Source organism: Pseudomonas sp. IT-P74 (assembly GCF_949768175.1).
Lineage (GTDB): Bacteria > Pseudomonadota > Gammaproteobacteria > Pseudomonadales > Pseudomonadaceae > Aquipseudomonas.
Window position 1 is genome coordinate 247,276 of the sequence record NZ_CATKQD010000088.1, and the last position, 15,976, is coordinate 263,251.

Below are 15,976 nucleotides of genomic sequence, written 5' to 3' on the forward strand. Positions count from 1 at the left end.
TGACCAAGCCCTTCAACGCGCTACAAGTGCCAATGTAAAGCCCTTGCAGCGGTTTTGGGAAGAGCTGATTAACCGAGCAATTCAGCCAGCAATTTGCCGTGACGCTGCTGCTGACGCTTTTGAATCAGCTGATTGGAGCGGAAAATCGCCTTCAGATCGTGCAGCGCGTGGGCGAAATCGTCGTTGATGATCAGGTAGTCGTAGTCGACGTAGTGGCTCATTTCGCTGACGGCTTCGCGCATCCGGCCGTCGATTACTTCGTCACTGTCCTGGCCGCGATTGGTCAGGCGCTGGTGCAGGGCCTGCAATGACGGCGGCAGAATGAAGATCGAACGGGCCTGAGGCATCAGCTTGCGCACTTGCTCGGCACCTTGCCAGTCGATTTCCAGAATCAGGTCGTGGCCTTCGTCCAGGGTCTGCTGCAGGTGGCTTTGCGAAGTGCCGTAGAGATTGCCGAAGACTTCGGCGCGCTCGAGGAAATCCCCGTGTTCGATCATCTTCACGAACTGTTCGCGCGCGACGAAGTTGTAGTTCACGCCATCCACTTCGCCCGGGCGCATGGCGCGGGTGGTATGGGAGACCGAGACGCGGATCTCCGGATTGGCGTCGGTCAGGGCCTTGACCAGGCTGCTTTTGCCCGCGCCCGAAGGGGCGGAAATGATGTACAGGGTGCCGGTGCTGTGTGTCATGTCGGGGGTAGCCTTACTCAATATTCTGCACTTGTTCGCGCATCTGCTCGATCAACACCTTGAGGTTGACCGCAGCCTGGGTACTGCGCGGGTCGAAGGCTTTGGAGCCCAGTGTATTGGCTTCGCGGTTGAGTTCCTGCATCAGGAAGTCCAGGCGCCGACCGGCGGCGCCGCCGGATTTGAGCACCCGGCGAACTTCGATGATGTGAGTGCTCAGGCGATCCAGTTCTTCGGCGACGTCGCTTTTTTGCGCGAGCATGACCATTTCCTGCTCCAGGCGCTGCGGGTCCATCTCGGCCTTCATGTCGGCGAAGCGGTCGAGGACTTTCTGGCGCTGGGTGGCGAGCATTTGCGGGACCAGTTCGCGCAGGGTCACCACGTCTTCTTCAATGGAGCTCAGGCGTTCGTTGATCAGCCGCGCCAGTTCGGCGCCTTCGCGCTCGCGGCCGGCTTTCAGTTCCTTGAGGCCTTGGTTGAACAGTGCCAGCGCCTCGGCGTTCAAGGCTTGCGGATCGGTGGCGTCACCTACCAGTACGCCGGGCCAGGCCAGGACTTCCAGCGGGTTCAGCGCTGCCGGGCTCTTGATCAGGCTGGCGATGGTCTCGGCGGCGGCGACCAGTTGCGCTGCGCGCTCCTGATCGATTTGCAGTGCTTTGCCTGTATTTTCTTCGGTGAAACGCAGGGTGCATTCAAGCTTGCCCCGGGATACGCCCTGGCGCAGGGCCTCACGAACGGCGCCCTCAAGGTCGCGAAAGGACTCAGGCAGACGCAGGTGCGGTTCCAGGTAGCGGCTGTTGACCGACCGCAGTTCCCAGCTCAGGGTGCCCTGGACGCCGGCTTTCTCGACGCGGGCGAAGGCGGTCATGCTGTGCACCATGGAGGTACCTCGCAAGGCAGATCGGCACAGAACCGAGGTTCCGGGAATCCGATATCAATGAATTAAAGCCGACTGGCAGCAAAGGCGCAGGATTGTAGCGCAGTGGCGCGGATGCGCCCAAACACACGGTGTGACAAAACGCGGCAGGCCTGCATCGACGCGCGGTACAGAGCCCTCGGTCGTCGGCGGATTTTTTTAGAAGTGCCCAGTGGCGGCCGTCGGCTCTATAATGCTCCGCAGTTTTCCGTCCCCAGTACAGGTACTCCCTATGATACGTCCAAGTGGTCGCGCTGCCGATCAGCTCCGCTCGATCCGCATCACCCGCAACTACACCAAACACGCCGAGGGTTCTGTGCTGGTCGAGTTCGGCGATACCAAGGTCATCTGCACCGTCAGCGTTGAACCGGGCGTACCGCGTTTCCTGAAAGGTCAGGGCCAGGGCTGGCTGACCGCTGAGTACGGCATGCTGCCGCGCGCTACCGGCGAGCGTAACCAGCGTGAAGCCAGCCGTGGCAAGCAAGGCGGTCGCACCCTGGAAATCCAGCGTCTGATCGGTCGCTCCCTGCGCGCTGCGCTGGACATGTCCAAGCTGGGCGATGTCACCCTGTACGTCGACTGCGATGTGATCCAGGCTGACGGTGGCACCCGCACGGCTTCGATCACCGGCTCCATGGTTGCGCTAATCGACGCCTTGAAAGTCATCAAGAAGCGTGGCGGCCTGAAGGGCGGCGACCCGGTCAAGCAGATGATCGCTGCGGTTTCCGTGGGCATGTACAAGGGTGAGCCTGTGCTCGACCTCGACTACCTGGAAGACTCGGCCGCCGAGACCGACCTGAACGTGGTGATGACCAGCGCTGGCGGTTTCATCGAAGTCCAGGGCACTGCCGAAGGCGCGCCGTTCCAGCCAGAAGAGCTGAACGCCATGCTGGAACTGGCGAAGAAAGGCATGAGCGAGATCTTCGAACTGCAAAAGGCCGCACTGGCCGACTGACCGGACTGCACTACACAAGGAGGGCGTTATGAGTGATGAGCAATTGCCGCTACCTGCGCCGAGTCGTGAGGTTCGCCAGTGGGCGATGTTTTGTCACTTGTCCGCCTTGTTGGGGATCTGGATTCCGTTTGGCACGATCATCGGCCCGCTGATTCTCTGGCAGATGAAGCGCGAGATGGACCCGTTCATCGATGCTCAGGGTAAGGAAGCACTGAACTTTCAGTTAACCGTGGCGATCGCCTCGGCTATCTGTTTCCTGCTGATGGTGGTGATAATCGGGTTCTTCCTGTTTGGCTTGGTCGCGATCGGTGCGCTGGTGCTGACGATCATCGCCGGGGTGAAGGCCAATGAAGGGCAGCCTTACCGGTACCCGTTCACCTGGCGGTTGATCAAATAACGATCAACGAAGATCCCCTGTAGGAGCGAGCCTGCTCGCGATAGCGTTCTGACAGCCACTGCATCGGTACCTGATATATCGCCATCGCGAGCAAGCTCGCTCCTACAGAAAAGCAAATCACCGCCCACAAAAAAGCCGACATTGCTGTCGGCTTTTTTGTGTCTGCGAAACGACGCTTAAATGGTCAGCGTCCAGTCGTAGTCCACGATCAGCGGCGCGTGTTGCGAGAACCGCGGCTGGCGTGGCAGGCGTGCGCTGCGTACGAAGCGGCGCAGGCCAGGGGTCAGCAACTGATAGTCGAAGCGCCAACCGAGGTTGAGCATCTCCGCCTGTTCGTTGTCCGGCCACCAGCTGTACTGGTCGCCTTCACGGCTGACTTCACGCAGGGCGTCGACATAACCCATGTTGCCGACAATCTCGTCCATCCAGGCGCGCTCAGGTGCCAGGAAGCCCGGAGATTGCTGGCTGTCGCGCCAGTTCTTGATATCCAGCTTCTGTTGCGCCACGTACAGCGAGCCACAATAAATGTACTCGCGACGCTTGCGTCGCTGTTTATCCAGATAACGGGCGAAATCGTCCATTAGCTTGAACTTCTGGTTCAAGTCTTCATCGCCGTTCTGCCCCGAAGGGAGCAGCAAGGTCGCGATGCTGACCTTGTCGAAATCGGCTTGCAGGTAGCGCCCGTAGCGGTCGGCCGTCTCGAAACCGAGACCGCTGATGACAGCCTTCGGTTGCAGCCGCGAATACAAAGCCACGCCACCTTGGGCGGGAACTTCGGCATCGCAGGCATAAAGGAAGTATCCATCCAGTTGGAAGGCTGGATCGTCCAGTTCAAAGGCGGAGGCGCGGGTGTCCTGCAGGCAGATGACGTCGGCATTCTGTGCCTGCAGCCAACTGAGCAAACCACGCTCGACTGCAGCCTGAATACCATTGACGTTCACACTGATGATCCGCATAAATGGCCCCAAAAATCGCGTGCGTGTATGATACACGGCGTCAAGCTAATTAGCTAAATCCGTGGTATTTGGGGTTTTTTCATGCAAGCGTATCAGCGCGATTTCATCCGTTTTGCCATCGATCGCGGCGTTTTGCGCTTCGGTGAGTTCACCCTGAAGTCCGGACGCACCAGTCCATACTTCTTCAACGCGGGCCTGTTCAACTCGGGTTCGGCCCTGGCGCAGCTGGGTCGCTTCTACGCCGCTGCCATTGCCGAGAGCGGCATTGCCTTCGACGTGCTGTTTGGCCCGGCCTACAAGGGCATTCCTTTGGCGGCGACCACCGCCGTGGCCCTGGCCGAGCATCACAATCGTGACCTGCCATGGTGCTTCAACCGCAAGGAAGCCAAGGCCCACGGCGAAGGCGGCAGCCTGGTTGGCGCACCGCTGACCGGCGACGTTCTGATCATCGACGACGTGATCACCGCTGGCACCGCGATCCGTGAGGTGATGCAGATCATCGCCTCCCAGGACGGCGCCAAGGCCGCCGGCGTGCTGATCGCCCTGAACCGTCAGGAGCGTGGCAATGGCGAGTTGTCGGCGATCCAGGAAGTCGAGCGTGACTTCGGCATCCCGGTCATCAGCATCGTTTCGCTGAACCAGGTGCTGGAATTCCTGGCGGATGACCCGCAGCTCAAACAGCATCTGCCAGCCGTGGAAGCGTACCGCGCCCAGTTCGGCGTGTAACTGCATTCCCCTGTGGGAGCGAGCCTGCTCGCGATGACGGAGTGTCAGTCGACGGCTATGTCGGCTGATAAATAGCTATCGCGAACAAGCTCGCTCCCACAGGGAAAGCGACACAAGTAAAAAGACCCCGCTCAGCCAGGCCGAGCGGGGTCTTTTTGTATGCGCTAGCGATTAAGGACGCTTGCGATTGCTGATCAAGGTGCCCACGCCGGTATCGGTGAAGATTTCCAGCAGGATCGCGTTTGGAACGCGACCGTCGATGATCAGCGAGCTGCCCACGCCGCCCTGGACCGCTTCCAGTGCGCAACGGATCTTCGGCAGCATGCCGCCGTAGATGGTGCCGTCGGCGATCAGGTCGTCGACTTGCTGGGTTGTCAGGCCGGTCAGGACCGTGCCCGATTTGTCCATCAGGCCGGCGATATTGGTCAACAGCATCAGCTTCTCGGCTTTCAACGCTTCGGCGACTTTACCGGCCACCAGGTCAGCGTTGATGTTGTACGACTCGCCGTTGGCGCCGACGCCGATGGGCGCGATCACCGGGATGAAATCACCCTTGACCAGCAGGTTCAGCAGGTCGGTATTGATCCCGACCACTTCGCCCACGTGGCCGATGTCGATGATTTCCGGGGTGGTCATTTCCGGCGTCTGGCGGGTAACGGTGAGCTTCTTCGCGCGAATCAGCTCGGCGTCTTTACCGGTCAGGCCGATGGCGCTGCCGCCATGACGGTTGATCAGGTTGACGATGTCCTTGTTGACCTGGCCGCCGAGGACCATTTCCACCACGTCCATGGTCGCCGCGTCGGTGACGCGCATACCGTCGACGAAATGGCTCTCGATCGACAGGCGCTTTAGCAGGTCACCGATTTGCGGGCCGCCACCGTGAACCACCACCGGGTTGATGCCCACGGCCTTCATCAGCACGATGTCGCGGGCGAAGCCGGTTTTCAGCTCCTCGCTTTCCATCGCGTTGCCGCCGTATTTGATCACCAGTGTCTTGCCGACATAACGGCGGATGTAAGGCAGCGCTTCGGACAGGACCTTGGCGGTGTTGGCGGCGGCTTCGCGTTCGAGGGTCATTCAGGGCTCCGGGTGAATCAGAACGGTAGTTGGAGATCAGGTGCAACACGCTTCAGCTGGGCGTGGAAAACGTCCTTGATGCGTTGCAATTCAGCCTCGTCATCGGCCTCGAAACGCAGCACCAGCACCGGTGTGGTGTTGGATGCGCGTACCAGGCCCCAGCCTTTGGCATAGTCGACTCGCACGCCGTCAATGGTGGTCAGGTCGGCGCCTTCGCCCCACTGCGCATCGTGCAATGCATCAATGATGCTGAATTTGCTCTCTTCGGTCACATGGATATTGATTTCCGGCGTAGAAATATCGTTCGGGAAGGTCGCGAACAACTCTTCGGCCGAGGATTTTTCCTTGCTGAGGATTTCCAGCAACCGCGCGGCGCTGTAAATGCCGTCGTCGAAACCGAACCAGCGCTCCTTGAAGAAGATGTGCCCGCTCATTTCGCCAGCCAACAGGGCGCCGGATTGTTTCATTTTCTTTTTGATCAACGAGTGACCGGTCTTCCACATTAACGACCGGCCACCGTATTCCTTGATCAGCGGAATCAGGCGGCGGGTGCATTTGACGTCGAAGATGATTTCGGCGCCCGGGTTGCGTGCCACGACGTCGCGGGCGAACAGCATCAGCAGGCGGTCCGGGTAGACGATGCTGCCGGTGTTGGTCACCACGCCGACGCGGTCGCCATCGCCGTCGAAGGCCAGGCCGATGTCAGCGTTGGTTTCCTTGACCTTGGCGATCAGGTCCACGAGGTTTTCAGGCTTGCCCGGATCCGGGTGGTGGTTCGGGAAATTGCCGTCGACCTCGCAGAACAGCGGGATGACTTCGCAGTTCAGCGCTTCGATCAGTTGCGGAGCGATCACGCCAGCCGCACCGTTGCCGCAGTCGACGACCACTTTCAGGCGACGGGCCAGCTTGATGTCCTGGACGATTTCGGTGGTGTAGCGGTCGAGGATCTCGACCTGAGTGATGCTGCCCTGGCCGCTGCTCAGGTTGTTGGTCTTGAGGCGGTCGTGCAGGGCCTGGATCTGTTCGTTGGCCAGGGTGTCGCCGGCAATGACGATCTTGAAGCCGTTGTAGTTCGACGGGTTGTGGCTGCCGGTGAGCATCACGCCGGATTTTCCGGCCAGTACGTTGGCGGCGTAGTAGAGCGCCGGAGTCGGGACCAGGCCGACATCACTGACGTGGCAGCCGCTGTCGGCGATGCCTTTGATCAGTTGCGCGACCAGCTCCGGGCCGGACAGACGGCCATCGCGACCGACGGACACGTTTGGCTCGCCCTGGGCCAGGCTTTGGGAGCCGACGGCGCGGCCGATCCAGTAAGCGGTTTCAGCGTTCAGGAATTCCGGGACGGTGCCGCGGATGTCGTAGGCGCGGAAGATGCTGTCAGGGAACTTGGGTGCGACTTTGGCCGGGGTGTTCATCTGTGGAAATGCTCCATCTCGAAAGTGGCTGGACAGGCCGCCGACTCATTCGGCAGCAGGTTCAAACTGAAGGGTATGACGGCGTTTTCCGCAGAGAGTTCGTGCTGTGAAAGGGCCATGATGCCCATGACGGCAAGGGTTTGGCCGGGCAATGCCTTGATTTTCGGAGCTAAACCTTGCAGATGACAATTTGAATTTTGTGGTGAGGGAGTCAGATCCCCCGCCACAAGAAGAGCGTGACCGGATCAACGGGTACCGGTATGACCAAAACCGCCAGTGCCGCGCTCGGTTTCGACAAACTCTTCAACCATCTCAAAGTGAGCCTGCACCACCGGCACCAGCACCAGTTGCGCCAGGCGCTCGCCAACTGGCATGGTGAACTCGGTCTGGCCACGGTTCCAGCAGGAAACCATCAGTGGGCCTTGGTAGTCGGAGTCGATCAGTCCCACGAGGTTGCCCAGCACGATGCCGTGCTTATGGCCCATCCCCGAGCGCGGCAGAATCAGCGCCGCCAGGTTCGGGTCGCCGATATAGACCGACAGGCCGGTGGGGATCAGTACGGTTTCACCCGGCTTGATCACGGTGTCCTGTTCCAGCATGGCGCGCAGGTCGAGGCCGGCGGAGCCCGGTGTGGCGTATTGCGGCAGCGGGAATTCGGTACCGATGCGGGGGTCGAGGATCTTGGCTTGCAAAGCGTGCATGTAAATTAAACCTGGTTCAGACGTTCGGCGATAAAGGTGATCAGCTGACGAGCAATCTTGCTCTTGCTGGTCTGGGCGAAAAGTGTGGCGTGAAGCTCGCGGTCGATGACGCTGCAGGCGTTTTCTTCGCTGTTGAAGCCAATGCTCGGGTTGGCGACGTCGTTGGCGACGATCAGATCGAGGTTCTTGTCTTTCAACTTGCGTGCAGCGTAATCGAGCAGGTGTTCGGTCTCGGCGGCGAAACCGACACTGAACGGACGGTCAGGGCGGGTGGCGATGGTGGCAAGGATGTCCGGGTTGCGCACCATCTGTAGCAACAAGCCGTCGCCGTTCGTAGGATCTTTCTTGAGTTTCTGCGGGGCGACGACTTCCGGACGGTAGTCCGCAACCGCTGCCGAGGCGATGAACAGGTCGCAAGGGATCGCCGCTTCGCAGGCAGCGAGCATGTCGCGGGCGCTGACCACGTCGATGCGGGTAACGCGATCCGGGGTCTGCAGGTGCACGGGGCCGGTGATCAGGGTTACGCGGGCACCGGCTTCCACGGCGGCTTCGGCCAGGGCAAAACCCATTTTCCCGGAGCTGTGGTTGGTGATGTAGCGCACCGGATCGATGTTTTCCTGGGTCGGACCGGCGGTGATCAGCACATGTTTACCGGTCAGTGCCTGACGCTGGAAGCAGTCGGCGGCGCACTGGGCCAGATCAGTGGCTTCAAGCATGCGTCCCAGGCCCACGTCACCACAGGCCTGACTGCCGGACGCCGGGCCGAAGGCCTTGATGTCGCGGCTTTCGAGGGTTTGCAGGTTGGCTTGGGTGGCCGGGTCGCGCCACATGGCCTGGTTCATGGCGGGGGCAACAGCAACGACGGCGTCTGTGGCCAATACCAGCGTGGTCAGCAAGTCGTCGGCAATGCCTTGGGCCAGGCGGGCGATCAGGTCCGCCGTGGCGGGGGCGATCAGCACCAGGTCAGCCCATTTGGCCAGCTCGATGTGGCCCATGGCCGCTTCGGCCGCCGGGTCCAGCAGGTCCAGGTGGACCGGGTGCCCGGACAGGGCCTGCATGGTCAGCGGGGTGATGAACTCTGCGCCGCCACGGGTCATGACCACGCGCACTTCGGCGCCCTGATCGATCAGGCGGCGAACCAGGTCGGCGCTCTTGTAGGCAGCGATTCCGCCCCCGACGCCCAGAACAATGCGTTTCCGATACAGCCGCTGCATAGGCCTGCCTTTCATTTCGTTGATGACTGCATGGCGATACCCCCTCCCCAGGAGTGAAATCGCCCGCAAAAAAGATGGGCTACGATATCACAGCGACCGCTACGGAACAGCGGCGCCCACAGACAGGGAGGTGTTATGAGTATTCGCGATTGGCCGGCGGCGGAGCGGCCGCGGGAGAGGTTGCTTGAACAGGGCGCGGGAAGCCTTTCGGATGCCGAATTACTGGCGATCTTTCTACGCACGGGCGTGGTGGGCAGGAGTGCAGTAGATCTGGCGCGACACCTGTTGAATCAGTTTGGCAGCCTGCGTTTGCTGCTTGAGGCCGATCAGGAAACATTCAGCAAGCAGCTGGGACTTGGGCCGGCCAAATTTGCACAGTTGCAGGCTGCGCAAGAAATGAGCAGGCGTCACCTGGCCGAGCGTGCGCGCCAAAAGTCGGCACTGGAGAATCCGCACGCGGTTCGCGAGTACCTGAAATCGATGCTGCGCCACGAGCCACACGAGGTGTTTGGTTGTCTGTTTCTCGATTCCAGGCATCAGGTACTGGCGTTCGAGACGCTGTTCCGCGGCTCCATCGACAACACCAGCGTTCATCCGCGAGAGGTGGTCAAGCGCGCCTTGGCCAACAACGCAGCGGCATTGATCCTCTGCCACAACCACCCGTCGGGCAATACCGACCCCAGTCAGTCCGACCGGGTGCTGACCAAGCGCCTGCAAAACGCGTTGGAGTTGATTGATGTGCGGGTGCTTGACCATTTCATCATCGGCGACGGCGATCCGTTGTCGATGGCCGAGTATGGGTGGATGTAGTGCATGGCCCCTGTAGGAGCGAGCTTGCTCGCGATAAACCCGAGAACGCTGCAGGGCGTCTGGCTACCCGCGCTATCGTTCACGACCATCGCGAGCAAGCTCGCTCCTACAGGGTTTTGTGTGGTGGTTGGGTTATTTGATACTGATCTTGGAATAATCCTGCCGGCCGAACGGGCTGACGGAGTACCCCTCGACATCCTTGCGTGTCAGCGCGAAGGCCGTCGGGTGGGCCAGTGGCAGCCATAGCGCCTGCTGCTGGATCTGCGCCTGGGCCTGTTGGTAGAGCTTGCTGCGCACACCTTGCTCGCCGGTGGTCTTGCCGGCGCTGATCAGTTTGTCCAGATCCTGATTGCAATAGCGGGCGAAGTTGGTGCCGGACTTGACCGCGGCGCAGGAAAACTGCGGCGTGAGAAAATTGTCCGGGTCACCGTTGTCACCGGCCCAGCCCATGAATAGCAAGTCGTGCTCACCGGCCTTGGCGCGGCGGATCAGTTCGCCCCATTCGATCACGCGGATTTCGGCCTGAATGCCGATTTCCGCGAGGTCAGACTGCAGTAGTTGAGCGCCAAGACTTGGGTTGGGGTTAAGCAGGCTGCCGGAAGGGCGGGTCCAGATGGTGGTCTGGAAGCCGTCCTTGAACCCGGCCTTGGCCATCAAGGCTTTGGCCTTGGCGATGTCGTGAGGGTAACCCGGCAGACCTTTCGCGTAGCTCCAGGTGTTGGGCGGATACGGGCCGTTGGCCGCCTCGGCAGTGTCTTCGAACACGGCTTTGACATAGTTGGCCTTGTCGAAGGCAAGATTGATGGCCTGGCGGACTTCAGGCTTGTCCAGTGGCGGATGCTGACTGTTGATGCCGACGAATGCGGTCATGAACGCGTCAGTCTTTTCGACTTTCAGCGTCGGTTCTTTCAGCGCTTCCTGTACGTCCAGAGGCTTGGGCGACAGGGCGATCTGGCATTCGTTACGGCGCAATTTCTGCAGGCGCACATTGGCGTCCGGGGTGATGGCGAAGATCAGCGGGTCTACAGAAGGTTTACCGCGAAAGTATTCGGGGTTGGCTTTGTAGCGAACCGAGGCGTCCTTCTGGAAGCGGGTGAACACGAACGGCCCGGTGCCGATCGGCTGGCTGTTGAGCTTCTCGGGCGTGCCGGCCTTCATCAGTTTGTCGGCGTATTCGGCTGAATAGATCGAGGCGAAACCCATGGTCAGGGTCGCCAGGAAGGTCGAATCCGGATGGTCGAGGGTGAAGCGCACGGTCTGCGGATCGAGGGCGTCGATCTTCTTGATCAGTGCAGGCAATTGCATCGATTGCGCATGGGGAAAGCCGCTCTGGGCGACTTTGTGCCACGCATTGGCCGGGTCGAGCATGCGGTCGAAGCTGAAAATCACGTCTTCGGCGTTCAGGTCGCGCGTGGGGGTGAAGTACTCGGTGCGATGGAATTTCACCTGCGGGTGCAGCTTGAAGACATAGGTCAGGCCGTCGGGGCTGACTTCCCAGCTGTCGGCGAGGCTGGCGACCACTTTGCCGCTGGCCGTGTCAAAGTCCACCAGGCTATTCATCAACACATCGGCCGAGGCGTTGGTGGTGGTCAGTGAGTTGTACTGCACCACGTCGAAGCCTTCAGGGCTGGCCTCGGTGCAGACGCTCAGGGCGGCGGCAAAGGTCTGGGGGCTCAGCAGAAGCGGGGCGAGCAACAGCGGTAGGGCAGCGAGGCGCATGGTCGGCTTCCTTTACAGATCGAAGGCCCATCTGCAAGTGCAGTCTGGAAAAGTCTTACCCTAGTGGGCTCTTTTGCAAATGACTATCCCCTTTTTCATTTTGAGGGGACTATAGCGCCTCAATTTGCTGTGAGGCGGGCGAGCAAAATCCTGATTTGGCCGGTTGGCCGATTCTCTGCGACGAGCGGTCGCCATCGACGATAGCCTTTGTCCAAGGCGCTCGGAGCCCGGAAAACGGGGTTTTTGTGAATTCAACGCACACTGAATGTTGTTGCTCTCCAGTCTTTCTGGTATAAAGCAGCGCTCTTTTCTAGGGGCCCGGTTCCTTCACTGTAGGTGTAGCCGGTAAGACCTCTAAAGAAACGCGGCGCCTGGCGCCAAATGACTGAGAGATTAAGCGGCCAACCCATGCCGGGTTGGGCATGTGGTTTTAGAGGGCTGAGGCATGTCTAGAGTATGTCAAGTTACCGGTAAGGGTCCGGTGACTGGGAATAACATTTCCCACGCAAACAACAAAACCCGTCGTCGTTTCCTGCCGAACCTGCAGCATCACCGCTTCTGGGTTGAAGAAGAGAAACGTTTTGTGCGTCTGCGCGTATCTGCCAAAGGCATGCGTATCATCGACAAGCGTGGCATCACTGTCGTGCTGGCCGAACTTCGCCGCGATGGCAAGGTTTAAGGGAGCTAATCATGCGTGAATTGATTCGTTTGATTTCGAGCGCCGGTACTGGTCACTTCTACACTACCGACAAGAACAAGCGTACTACCCCGGACAAAATCGAGATCAAGAAATATGATCCGGTTGTTCGCAAGCACGTGATCTACAAAGAAGGCAAAATCAAGTAATTGATTTTTCCCTCTTACGAAAAAGGCCCGTATCGCGAGATACGGGCCTTTTTTGTTGTGCTTGAAAAAGCGGATAGCACTTCAATCTGATCAAGTCACAGCACTTTAGTGCTAAGCCTTCTGTTCAAACGCCACGTAGATCTTGCGACACGGTTCCAGCACTTCCCAGGTGCCTTTGAACCCGGCCGGGATCACGAAGCGGTCGCCTGCGCGCAGGGTCTTGGCATTGCCGTCGCTGTCACGCAGCACCGAAACCCCCTGCACGATTTCGCAGTATTCGTGCTCGGTGAAGTTCACTGTCCACTGGCCGATGGCGCCTTCCCACACCCCGGCGTTCAACTGACCACAAGGGCTGTTGTAGTGGTTGTAAACCGCTTGCTCCGGGTCGCCCTTGAGCACTTTGGTCGGGTCTGGACGGTAGCGTTCTGCGGCGGTGGTAGCCTGGCTGAAGTCGACGACGTTCTGGATGTTCATTGTTGTTATCCCTCCGTGATTACGGCGCGAGTGGTTGGTCAGACCCAAAGTCTATGTTTATTAAAATGAACATCGCAAGGTCGTTTACCCGCGTTATGTCAAATATATTGAAACTTCATGTGCGGCTGGTTTAGGGTGGTGGATGCCTTGGGCCGAACAGCAGGCTGGCCGGGCAGAATTCCTGACAGCGCCCGCGAAGAACGCGGGTGTCGTATTCAATAAGAGGAGGACACTCGCATGACCACCCTGACCCGTGCCGACTGGGAACAACGTGCCCGCGACCTGAAAATCGAAGGACGCGCCTATATCAATGGCGAATACACCGACGCCGTTTCCGGCGAGACGTTCGAGTGCATCAGCCCGGTCGATGGCCGTCTGCTGGGCAAGATTGCCAGCTGTGATGCCGCCGATGCCCAGCGCGCCGTGGAAAACGCTCGCGCCACTTTCAATTCCGGTGTCTGGTCGCGCCTGGCGCCGACCAAGCGCAAATCCACCATGATCCGTTTCGCCGGCCTGCTGAAACAGCACGCCGAAGAGCTGGCCCTGCTTGAAACCCTGGACATGGGCAAGCCGATCAGCGATTCCCTGTACATCGACGTTCCCGGCGCGGCGCAAGCCCTGAGCTGGAGCGGCGAAGCCATCGACAAGATCTACGACGAAGTGGCAGCCACTCCGCACGACCAGTTGGGTCTCGTGACCCGTGAGCCGGTGGGTGTTGTTGGCGCCATCGTGCCGTGGAACTTCCCGCTGATGATGGCGTGCTGGAAACTCGGTCCTGCGCTGTCCACCGGTAACTCGGTGATCCTCAAACCGTCGGAAAAATCGCCGCTGACGGCGATTCGCATCGCTGAGTTGGCTGTCGAAGCCGGCATTCCGAAAGGCGTGCTGAACGTGCTGCCAGGTTATGGCCACACCGTCGGCAAGGCCCTGGCCCTGCATAACGATGTCGACACTCTGGTGTTCACCGGTTCGACCAAGATCGCCAAGCAACTGCTGATCTACTCGGGCGAATCGAACATGAAGCGCGTCTGGCTCGAAGCCGGCGGCAAGAGCCCGAACATCGTGTTCGCCGATGCACCGAACCTGCAAGACGCTGCCGAAGCCGCAGCCGGCGCCATCGCCTTCAACCAGGGCGAGGTTTGCACCGCCGGTTCGCGTCTGTTGGTGGAGCGTTCGATCAAGGACAAATTCCTGCCGTTGGTGATCGAAGCGCTGAAAACCTGGAAGCCGGGCAACCCGCTGGATCCGGCGACCAATGTTGGCGCGCTGGTCGATACCCAGCAGATGAACACTGTGCTGTCTTACATCGAATCGGGTCATGCCGACGGCGCCAAGCTGGTGGCCGGTGGCAAGCGTACGCTCCAGGAAACTGGCGGCACTTACGTTGAGCCGACGATTTTCGACGGTGTGAGCAATGCGATGAAAATCGCCCAGGAAGAAATCTTCGGCCCGGTACTGTCGGTCATCGCATTCGACAGCGCCGAAGAAGCCATCGCGATCGCCAACGACACACCGTACGGCCTGGCCGCTGCGGTCTGGACGACCGACATCTCCAAGGCTCACCTCACCGCCCGCGCATTGCGTGCCGGTAGCGTGTGGGTCAACCAGTACGATGGCGGCGACATGACCGCCCCGTTCGGTGGCTTCAAGCAGTCCGGCAACGGTCGCGACAAATCGCTGCATGCTTTCGACAAGTACACCGAGCTGAAGGCGACCTGGATCAAGTTGTGAGCCGTTAAGAGAGGCCTGTTGTAGAGCAGGCCTCCCGAACGATACAGATCCCTTGTGGGAGCGAGCCTGCTCGCGATTGCGGTGTAACAGTCGACTTCAATGTTGAATGTTGTACCGCAATCGCGCGCAAGCTCGCTCCCACAGTGTTTTGTGTTGTACATAAAAATATCCACAGGAGCGTGGAACATGCGTTGGGCGACTTATTTCGCCGTTTTGGCATCTGTCCTGAGTGTCGGCCTGGCCCTGGGTGTCAGCATGCCGCTGGTGTCGTTTCGCCTAGAAAGCTGGGGCTACGGCTCGTTTGCCATTGGCGTGATGGCGGCGATGCCGGCCATCGGCGTTCTGTTGGGGGCGAAAATCTCCAGCCATCTGGCGGCGCGATTCGGCACGGCCAACCTGATGCGCCTGTGCCTGTGGGCCGGGGCGGTTTCGATCGGTTTGCTGGCGCTGTTGCCGAGCTATCCGGTCTGGTTGGTGCTGCGGCTGATGATCGGGGTGATCCTGACCCTCGTATTCATCATCGGTGAAAGCTGGATCAATCAACTGGTGGTCGAGCAATGGCGTGGGCGGCTGGTGGCGCTGTATGGCAGCAGCTATGCATTGAGTCAGCTGGCCGGGCCGGTATTGCTGGGCTTCCTTGGTACCGAGCATGACTATGGCTTTTGGGTGGGGGTCGGTTTGCTGATGGCTGCTCCGTTCCTGTTGCTGGGCCGCACTGGTGCGCCGAGCAGTGAAGCCAGCAGTGTGACCCTGCGTGATTTGCTTGAGTTCTGTCGTGGCCTGCCGGCGATTGCCTGGGCGGTGTCGCTGTTCGCCGCGTTCGAGGCGATGATCCTGACGCTGTTGCCGGTCTATTGCCTGCGCCAGGGCTTCACCACGGAGATCGCCCTGGCGATGGTCAGTACAGTGGTGGTCGGCGATGCGGTGCTGCAATTGCCGATCGGTGCGTTGGCCGATCGCTTGTCGCGACGGGCGTTGTTCACCGGTTGTGCGGTGGTCCTGCTGGTGTCGAGCCTGGCAATCCCGCTGCTGATCGACACACTGCTGATCTGGCCCTTGTGGGTGCTGTTCGGCGCCAGTGCCGGCGGCTTGTTCACCTTGTCACTGATCCTGATCGGCGAGCGTTATCGTGACGATGCGCTGGTGCGGGCTAACGCGCACATTGCACAGCTGTGGGGGATTGGTTGTCTGATCGGGCCGCTGCTGGCGGGAGCCGGCAGCCAGTGGATCAACGGCCATGCGTTGCCGTTGCTGATGGCGGTAGGGGCTTTGGGCGTGCTGATTGTGGTGTCTCGGCAAGGGGCTTTTGGTACCGCTCAGCCGGCCTGATGGGCATCGGGACAATGGTGACGG

Annotated in this window: 16 protein-coding genes and 1 pseudogene; 8 read left to right on the plus strand and 9 right to left on the minus strand. The window is 60.0% G+C overall.

The genetic code is table 11. The features are described 5' to 3' along the window. Positions 1 to 68 precede the first annotated feature (68 nt). Positions 69 to 689: a guanylate kinase gene (gene gmk, locus ACM6J5_RS27140; RefSeq protein ID WP_414929676.1), complete on the minus strand. Its 621-nt coding sequence runs from the start codon at positions 687 to 689 to the stop codon at positions 69 to 71. A 13-nt stretch (positions 690 to 702) separates the two neighbouring features. After that, on the minus strand, positions 703 to 1,566 hold the full coding sequence (locus tag ACM6J5_RS27145) for a YicC/YloC family endoribonuclease (protein WP_150671936.1): 864 nt from the start codon (positions 1,564 to 1,566) through the stop codon (positions 703 to 705). A gap of 268 nt (positions 1,567 to 1,834) precedes the next feature. On the opposite strand from ACM6J5_RS27145, the gene rph reads away from it, so the two are divergent. Beyond that, positions 1,835 to 2,557, plus strand: a complete 723-nt coding sequence (rph, locus tag ACM6J5_RS27150) for a ribonuclease PH (RefSeq protein ID WP_095943400.1) — start codon at positions 1,835 to 1,837, stop codon at positions 2,555 to 2,557. A gap of 28 nt (positions 2,558 to 2,585) precedes the next feature. Next, entirely contained in the window at positions 2,586 to 2,954 is a 369-nt protein-coding gene (locus ACM6J5_RS27155) for a DUF4870 domain-containing protein (protein WP_095943399.1), read from the plus strand. A gap of 176 nt (positions 2,955 to 3,130) precedes the next feature. Here ACM6J5_RS27155 and ACM6J5_RS27160 read toward each other — a convergent pair whose 3' ends face one another. Beyond that, a complete protein-coding gene (locus tag ACM6J5_RS27160; RefSeq protein WP_003176915.1) occupies positions 3,131 to 3,910 on the minus strand; it encodes an exodeoxyribonuclease III in 780 nt (259 codons plus the stop codon). Positions 3,911 to 3,991: 81 nt separating this feature from the next. On the opposite strand from ACM6J5_RS27160, the gene pyrE reads away from it, so the two are divergent. Continuing rightward, positions 3,992 to 4,636, plus strand: coding sequence for an orotate phosphoribosyltransferase (pyrE, locus tag ACM6J5_RS27165; RefSeq protein WP_008047079.1), 645 nt, complete (start codon positions 3,992 to 3,994; stop codon positions 4,634 to 4,636). Between the two features lie 171 nt (positions 4,637 to 4,807). Here pyrE and argB read toward each other — a convergent pair whose 3' ends face one another. From argB to coaBC, 4 genes and pseudogenes are all read right to left on the minus strand, one after another. Next, positions 4,808 to 5,713, minus strand: a complete 906-nt coding sequence (gene argB / locus ACM6J5_RS27170; protein WP_008047078.1) for an acetylglutamate kinase — start codon at positions 5,711 to 5,713, stop codon at positions 4,808 to 4,810. A gap of 17 nt (positions 5,714 to 5,730) precedes the next feature. Further along, positions 5,731 to 7,107: pseudogene (locus tag ACM6J5_RS27175) on the minus strand (phosphomannomutase/phosphoglucomutase); the annotation flags it as partial. 266 nt (positions 7,108 to 7,373) lie between these two features. After that, positions 7,374 to 7,829, minus strand: coding sequence for a dUTP diphosphatase (gene dut, locus ACM6J5_RS27180; protein WP_007975171.1), 456 nt, complete (start codon positions 7,827 to 7,829; stop codon positions 7,374 to 7,376). A gap of 5 nt (positions 7,830 to 7,834) precedes the next feature. Beyond that, positions 7,835 to 9,043, minus strand: coding sequence for a bifunctional phosphopantothenoylcysteine decarboxylase/phosphopantothenate--cysteine ligase CoaBC (gene coaBC, locus ACM6J5_RS27185; RefSeq protein ID WP_095943397.1), 1,209 nt, complete (start codon positions 9,041 to 9,043; stop codon positions 7,835 to 7,837). A 135-nt stretch (positions 9,044 to 9,178) separates the two neighbouring features. On the opposite strand from coaBC, the gene radC reads away from it, so the two are divergent. Beyond that, the gene (gene radC, locus ACM6J5_RS27190) at positions 9,179 to 9,853 is read left to right on the plus strand and encodes a RadC family protein (protein WP_150671939.1); all 675 of its coding nucleotides are present in this window, start codon (positions 9,179 to 9,181) and stop codon (positions 9,851 to 9,853) included. Positions 9,854 to 9,985: 132 nt separating this feature from the next. Here radC and ACM6J5_RS27195 read toward each other — a convergent pair whose 3' ends face one another. Next, entirely contained in the window at positions 9,986 to 11,572 is a 1,587-nt protein-coding gene (locus ACM6J5_RS27195; protein ID WP_414929677.1) for an ABC transporter substrate-binding protein, read from the minus strand. Positions 11,573 to 12,017: 445 nt separating this feature from the next. On the opposite strand from ACM6J5_RS27195, the gene rpmB reads away from it, so the two are divergent. Then, positions 12,018 to 12,251 carry a 50S ribosomal protein L28 gene (rpmB, locus tag ACM6J5_RS27200; protein WP_007975166.1) on the plus strand — a complete coding sequence of 78 codons (234 nt, stop codon included), beginning with the start codon at positions 12,018 to 12,020 and terminating at the stop codon, positions 12,249 to 12,251. A gap of 11 nt (positions 12,252 to 12,262) precedes the next feature. After that, positions 12,263 to 12,418 (plus strand): 50S ribosomal protein L33, encoded by a 156-nt coding sequence (gene rpmG / locus ACM6J5_RS27205; RefSeq protein ID WP_003177274.1) that lies wholly within the window; start codon positions 12,263 to 12,265, stop codon positions 12,416 to 12,418. A 111-nt stretch (positions 12,419 to 12,529) separates the two neighbouring features. Here the strand turns inward: rpmG and ACM6J5_RS27210 are convergent, their stop codons facing one another. After that, entirely contained in the window at positions 12,530 to 12,892 is a 363-nt protein-coding gene (locus ACM6J5_RS27210; protein ID WP_095943394.1) for a cupin domain-containing protein, read from the minus strand. 237 nt (positions 12,893 to 13,129) lie between these two features. On the opposite strand from ACM6J5_RS27210, the gene ACM6J5_RS27215 reads away from it, so the two are divergent. Together ACM6J5_RS27215 and ACM6J5_RS27220 are read left to right on the plus strand one after the other, a co-directional pair. After that, on the plus strand, positions 13,130 to 14,623 hold the full coding sequence (locus ACM6J5_RS27215) for an aldehyde dehydrogenase (protein WP_095943393.1): 1,494 nt from the start codon (positions 13,130 to 13,132) through the stop codon (positions 14,621 to 14,623). A 186-nt stretch (positions 14,624 to 14,809) separates the two neighbouring features. Then, the gene (locus ACM6J5_RS27220; RefSeq protein ID WP_150671942.1) at positions 14,810 to 15,952 is read left to right on the plus strand and encodes an MFS transporter; all 1,143 of its coding nucleotides are present in this window, start codon (positions 14,810 to 14,812) and stop codon (positions 15,950 to 15,952) included. Positions 15,953 to 15,976 lie beyond the last annotated feature (24 nt).

Excerpts from the sequence above, each read along its gene's own strand:
- ACM6J5_RS27220 (WP_150671942.1), top strand. The coding sequence starts at position 14,810 with ATGCGTTGGGCGACTTATTTCGCCGTTTTGGCATCTGTCCTGAGTGTC.
- ACM6J5_RS27210 (WP_095943394.1), bottom strand. The coding sequence starts at position 12,892 with ATGAACATCCAGAACGTCGTCGACTTCAGCCAGGCTACCACCGCCGCA.
- ACM6J5_RS27155 (WP_095943399.1), top strand. The coding sequence starts at position 2,586 with ATGAGTGATGAGCAATTGCCGCTACCTGCGCCGAGTCGTGAGGTTCGC.
- ACM6J5_RS27145 (WP_150671936.1), bottom strand. The coding sequence starts at position 1,566 with ATGGTGCACAGCATGACCGCCTTCGCCCGCGTCGAGAAAGCCGGCGTC.
- rpmB (WP_007975166.1), top strand. The coding sequence starts at position 12,018 with ATGTCTAGAGTATGTCAAGTTACCGGTAAGGGTCCGGTGACTGGGAAT.
- ACM6J5_RS27195 (WP_414929677.1), bottom strand. The coding sequence starts at position 11,572 with ATGCGCCTCGCTGCCCTACCGCTGTTGCTCGCCCCGCTTCTGCTGAGC.
- rpmG (WP_003177274.1), top strand. The coding sequence starts at position 12,263 with ATGCGTGAATTGATTCGTTTGATTTCGAGCGCCGGTACTGGTCACTTC.
- argB (WP_008047078.1), bottom strand. The coding sequence starts at position 5,713 with ATGACCCTCGAACGCGAAGCCGCCGCCAACACCGCCAAGGTCCTGTCC.
- coaBC (WP_095943397.1), bottom strand. The coding sequence starts at position 9,043 with ATGCAGCGGCTGTATCGGAAACGCATTGTTCTGGGCGTCGGGGGCGGA.
- dut (WP_007975171.1), bottom strand. The coding sequence starts at position 7,829 with ATGCACGCTTTGCAAGCCAAGATCCTCGACCCCCGCATCGGTACCGAA.
- rph (WP_095943400.1), top strand. The coding sequence starts at position 1,835 with ATGATACGTCCAAGTGGTCGCGCTGCCGATCAGCTCCGCTCGATCCGC.
- ACM6J5_RS27215 (WP_095943393.1), top strand. The coding sequence starts at position 13,130 with ATGACCACCCTGACCCGTGCCGACTGGGAACAACGTGCCCGCGACCTG.
- radC (WP_150671939.1), top strand. The coding sequence starts at position 9,179 with ATGAGTATTCGCGATTGGCCGGCGGCGGAGCGGCCGCGGGAGAGGTTG.
- gmk (WP_414929676.1), bottom strand. The coding sequence starts at position 689 with ATGACACACAGCACCGGCACCCTGTACATCATTTCCGCCCCTTCGGGC.
- ACM6J5_RS27160 (WP_003176915.1), bottom strand. The coding sequence starts at position 3,910 with ATGCGGATCATCAGTGTGAACGTCAATGGTATTCAGGCTGCAGTCGAG.
- pyrE (WP_008047079.1), top strand. The coding sequence starts at position 3,992 with ATGCAAGCGTATCAGCGCGATTTCATCCGTTTTGCCATCGATCGCGGC.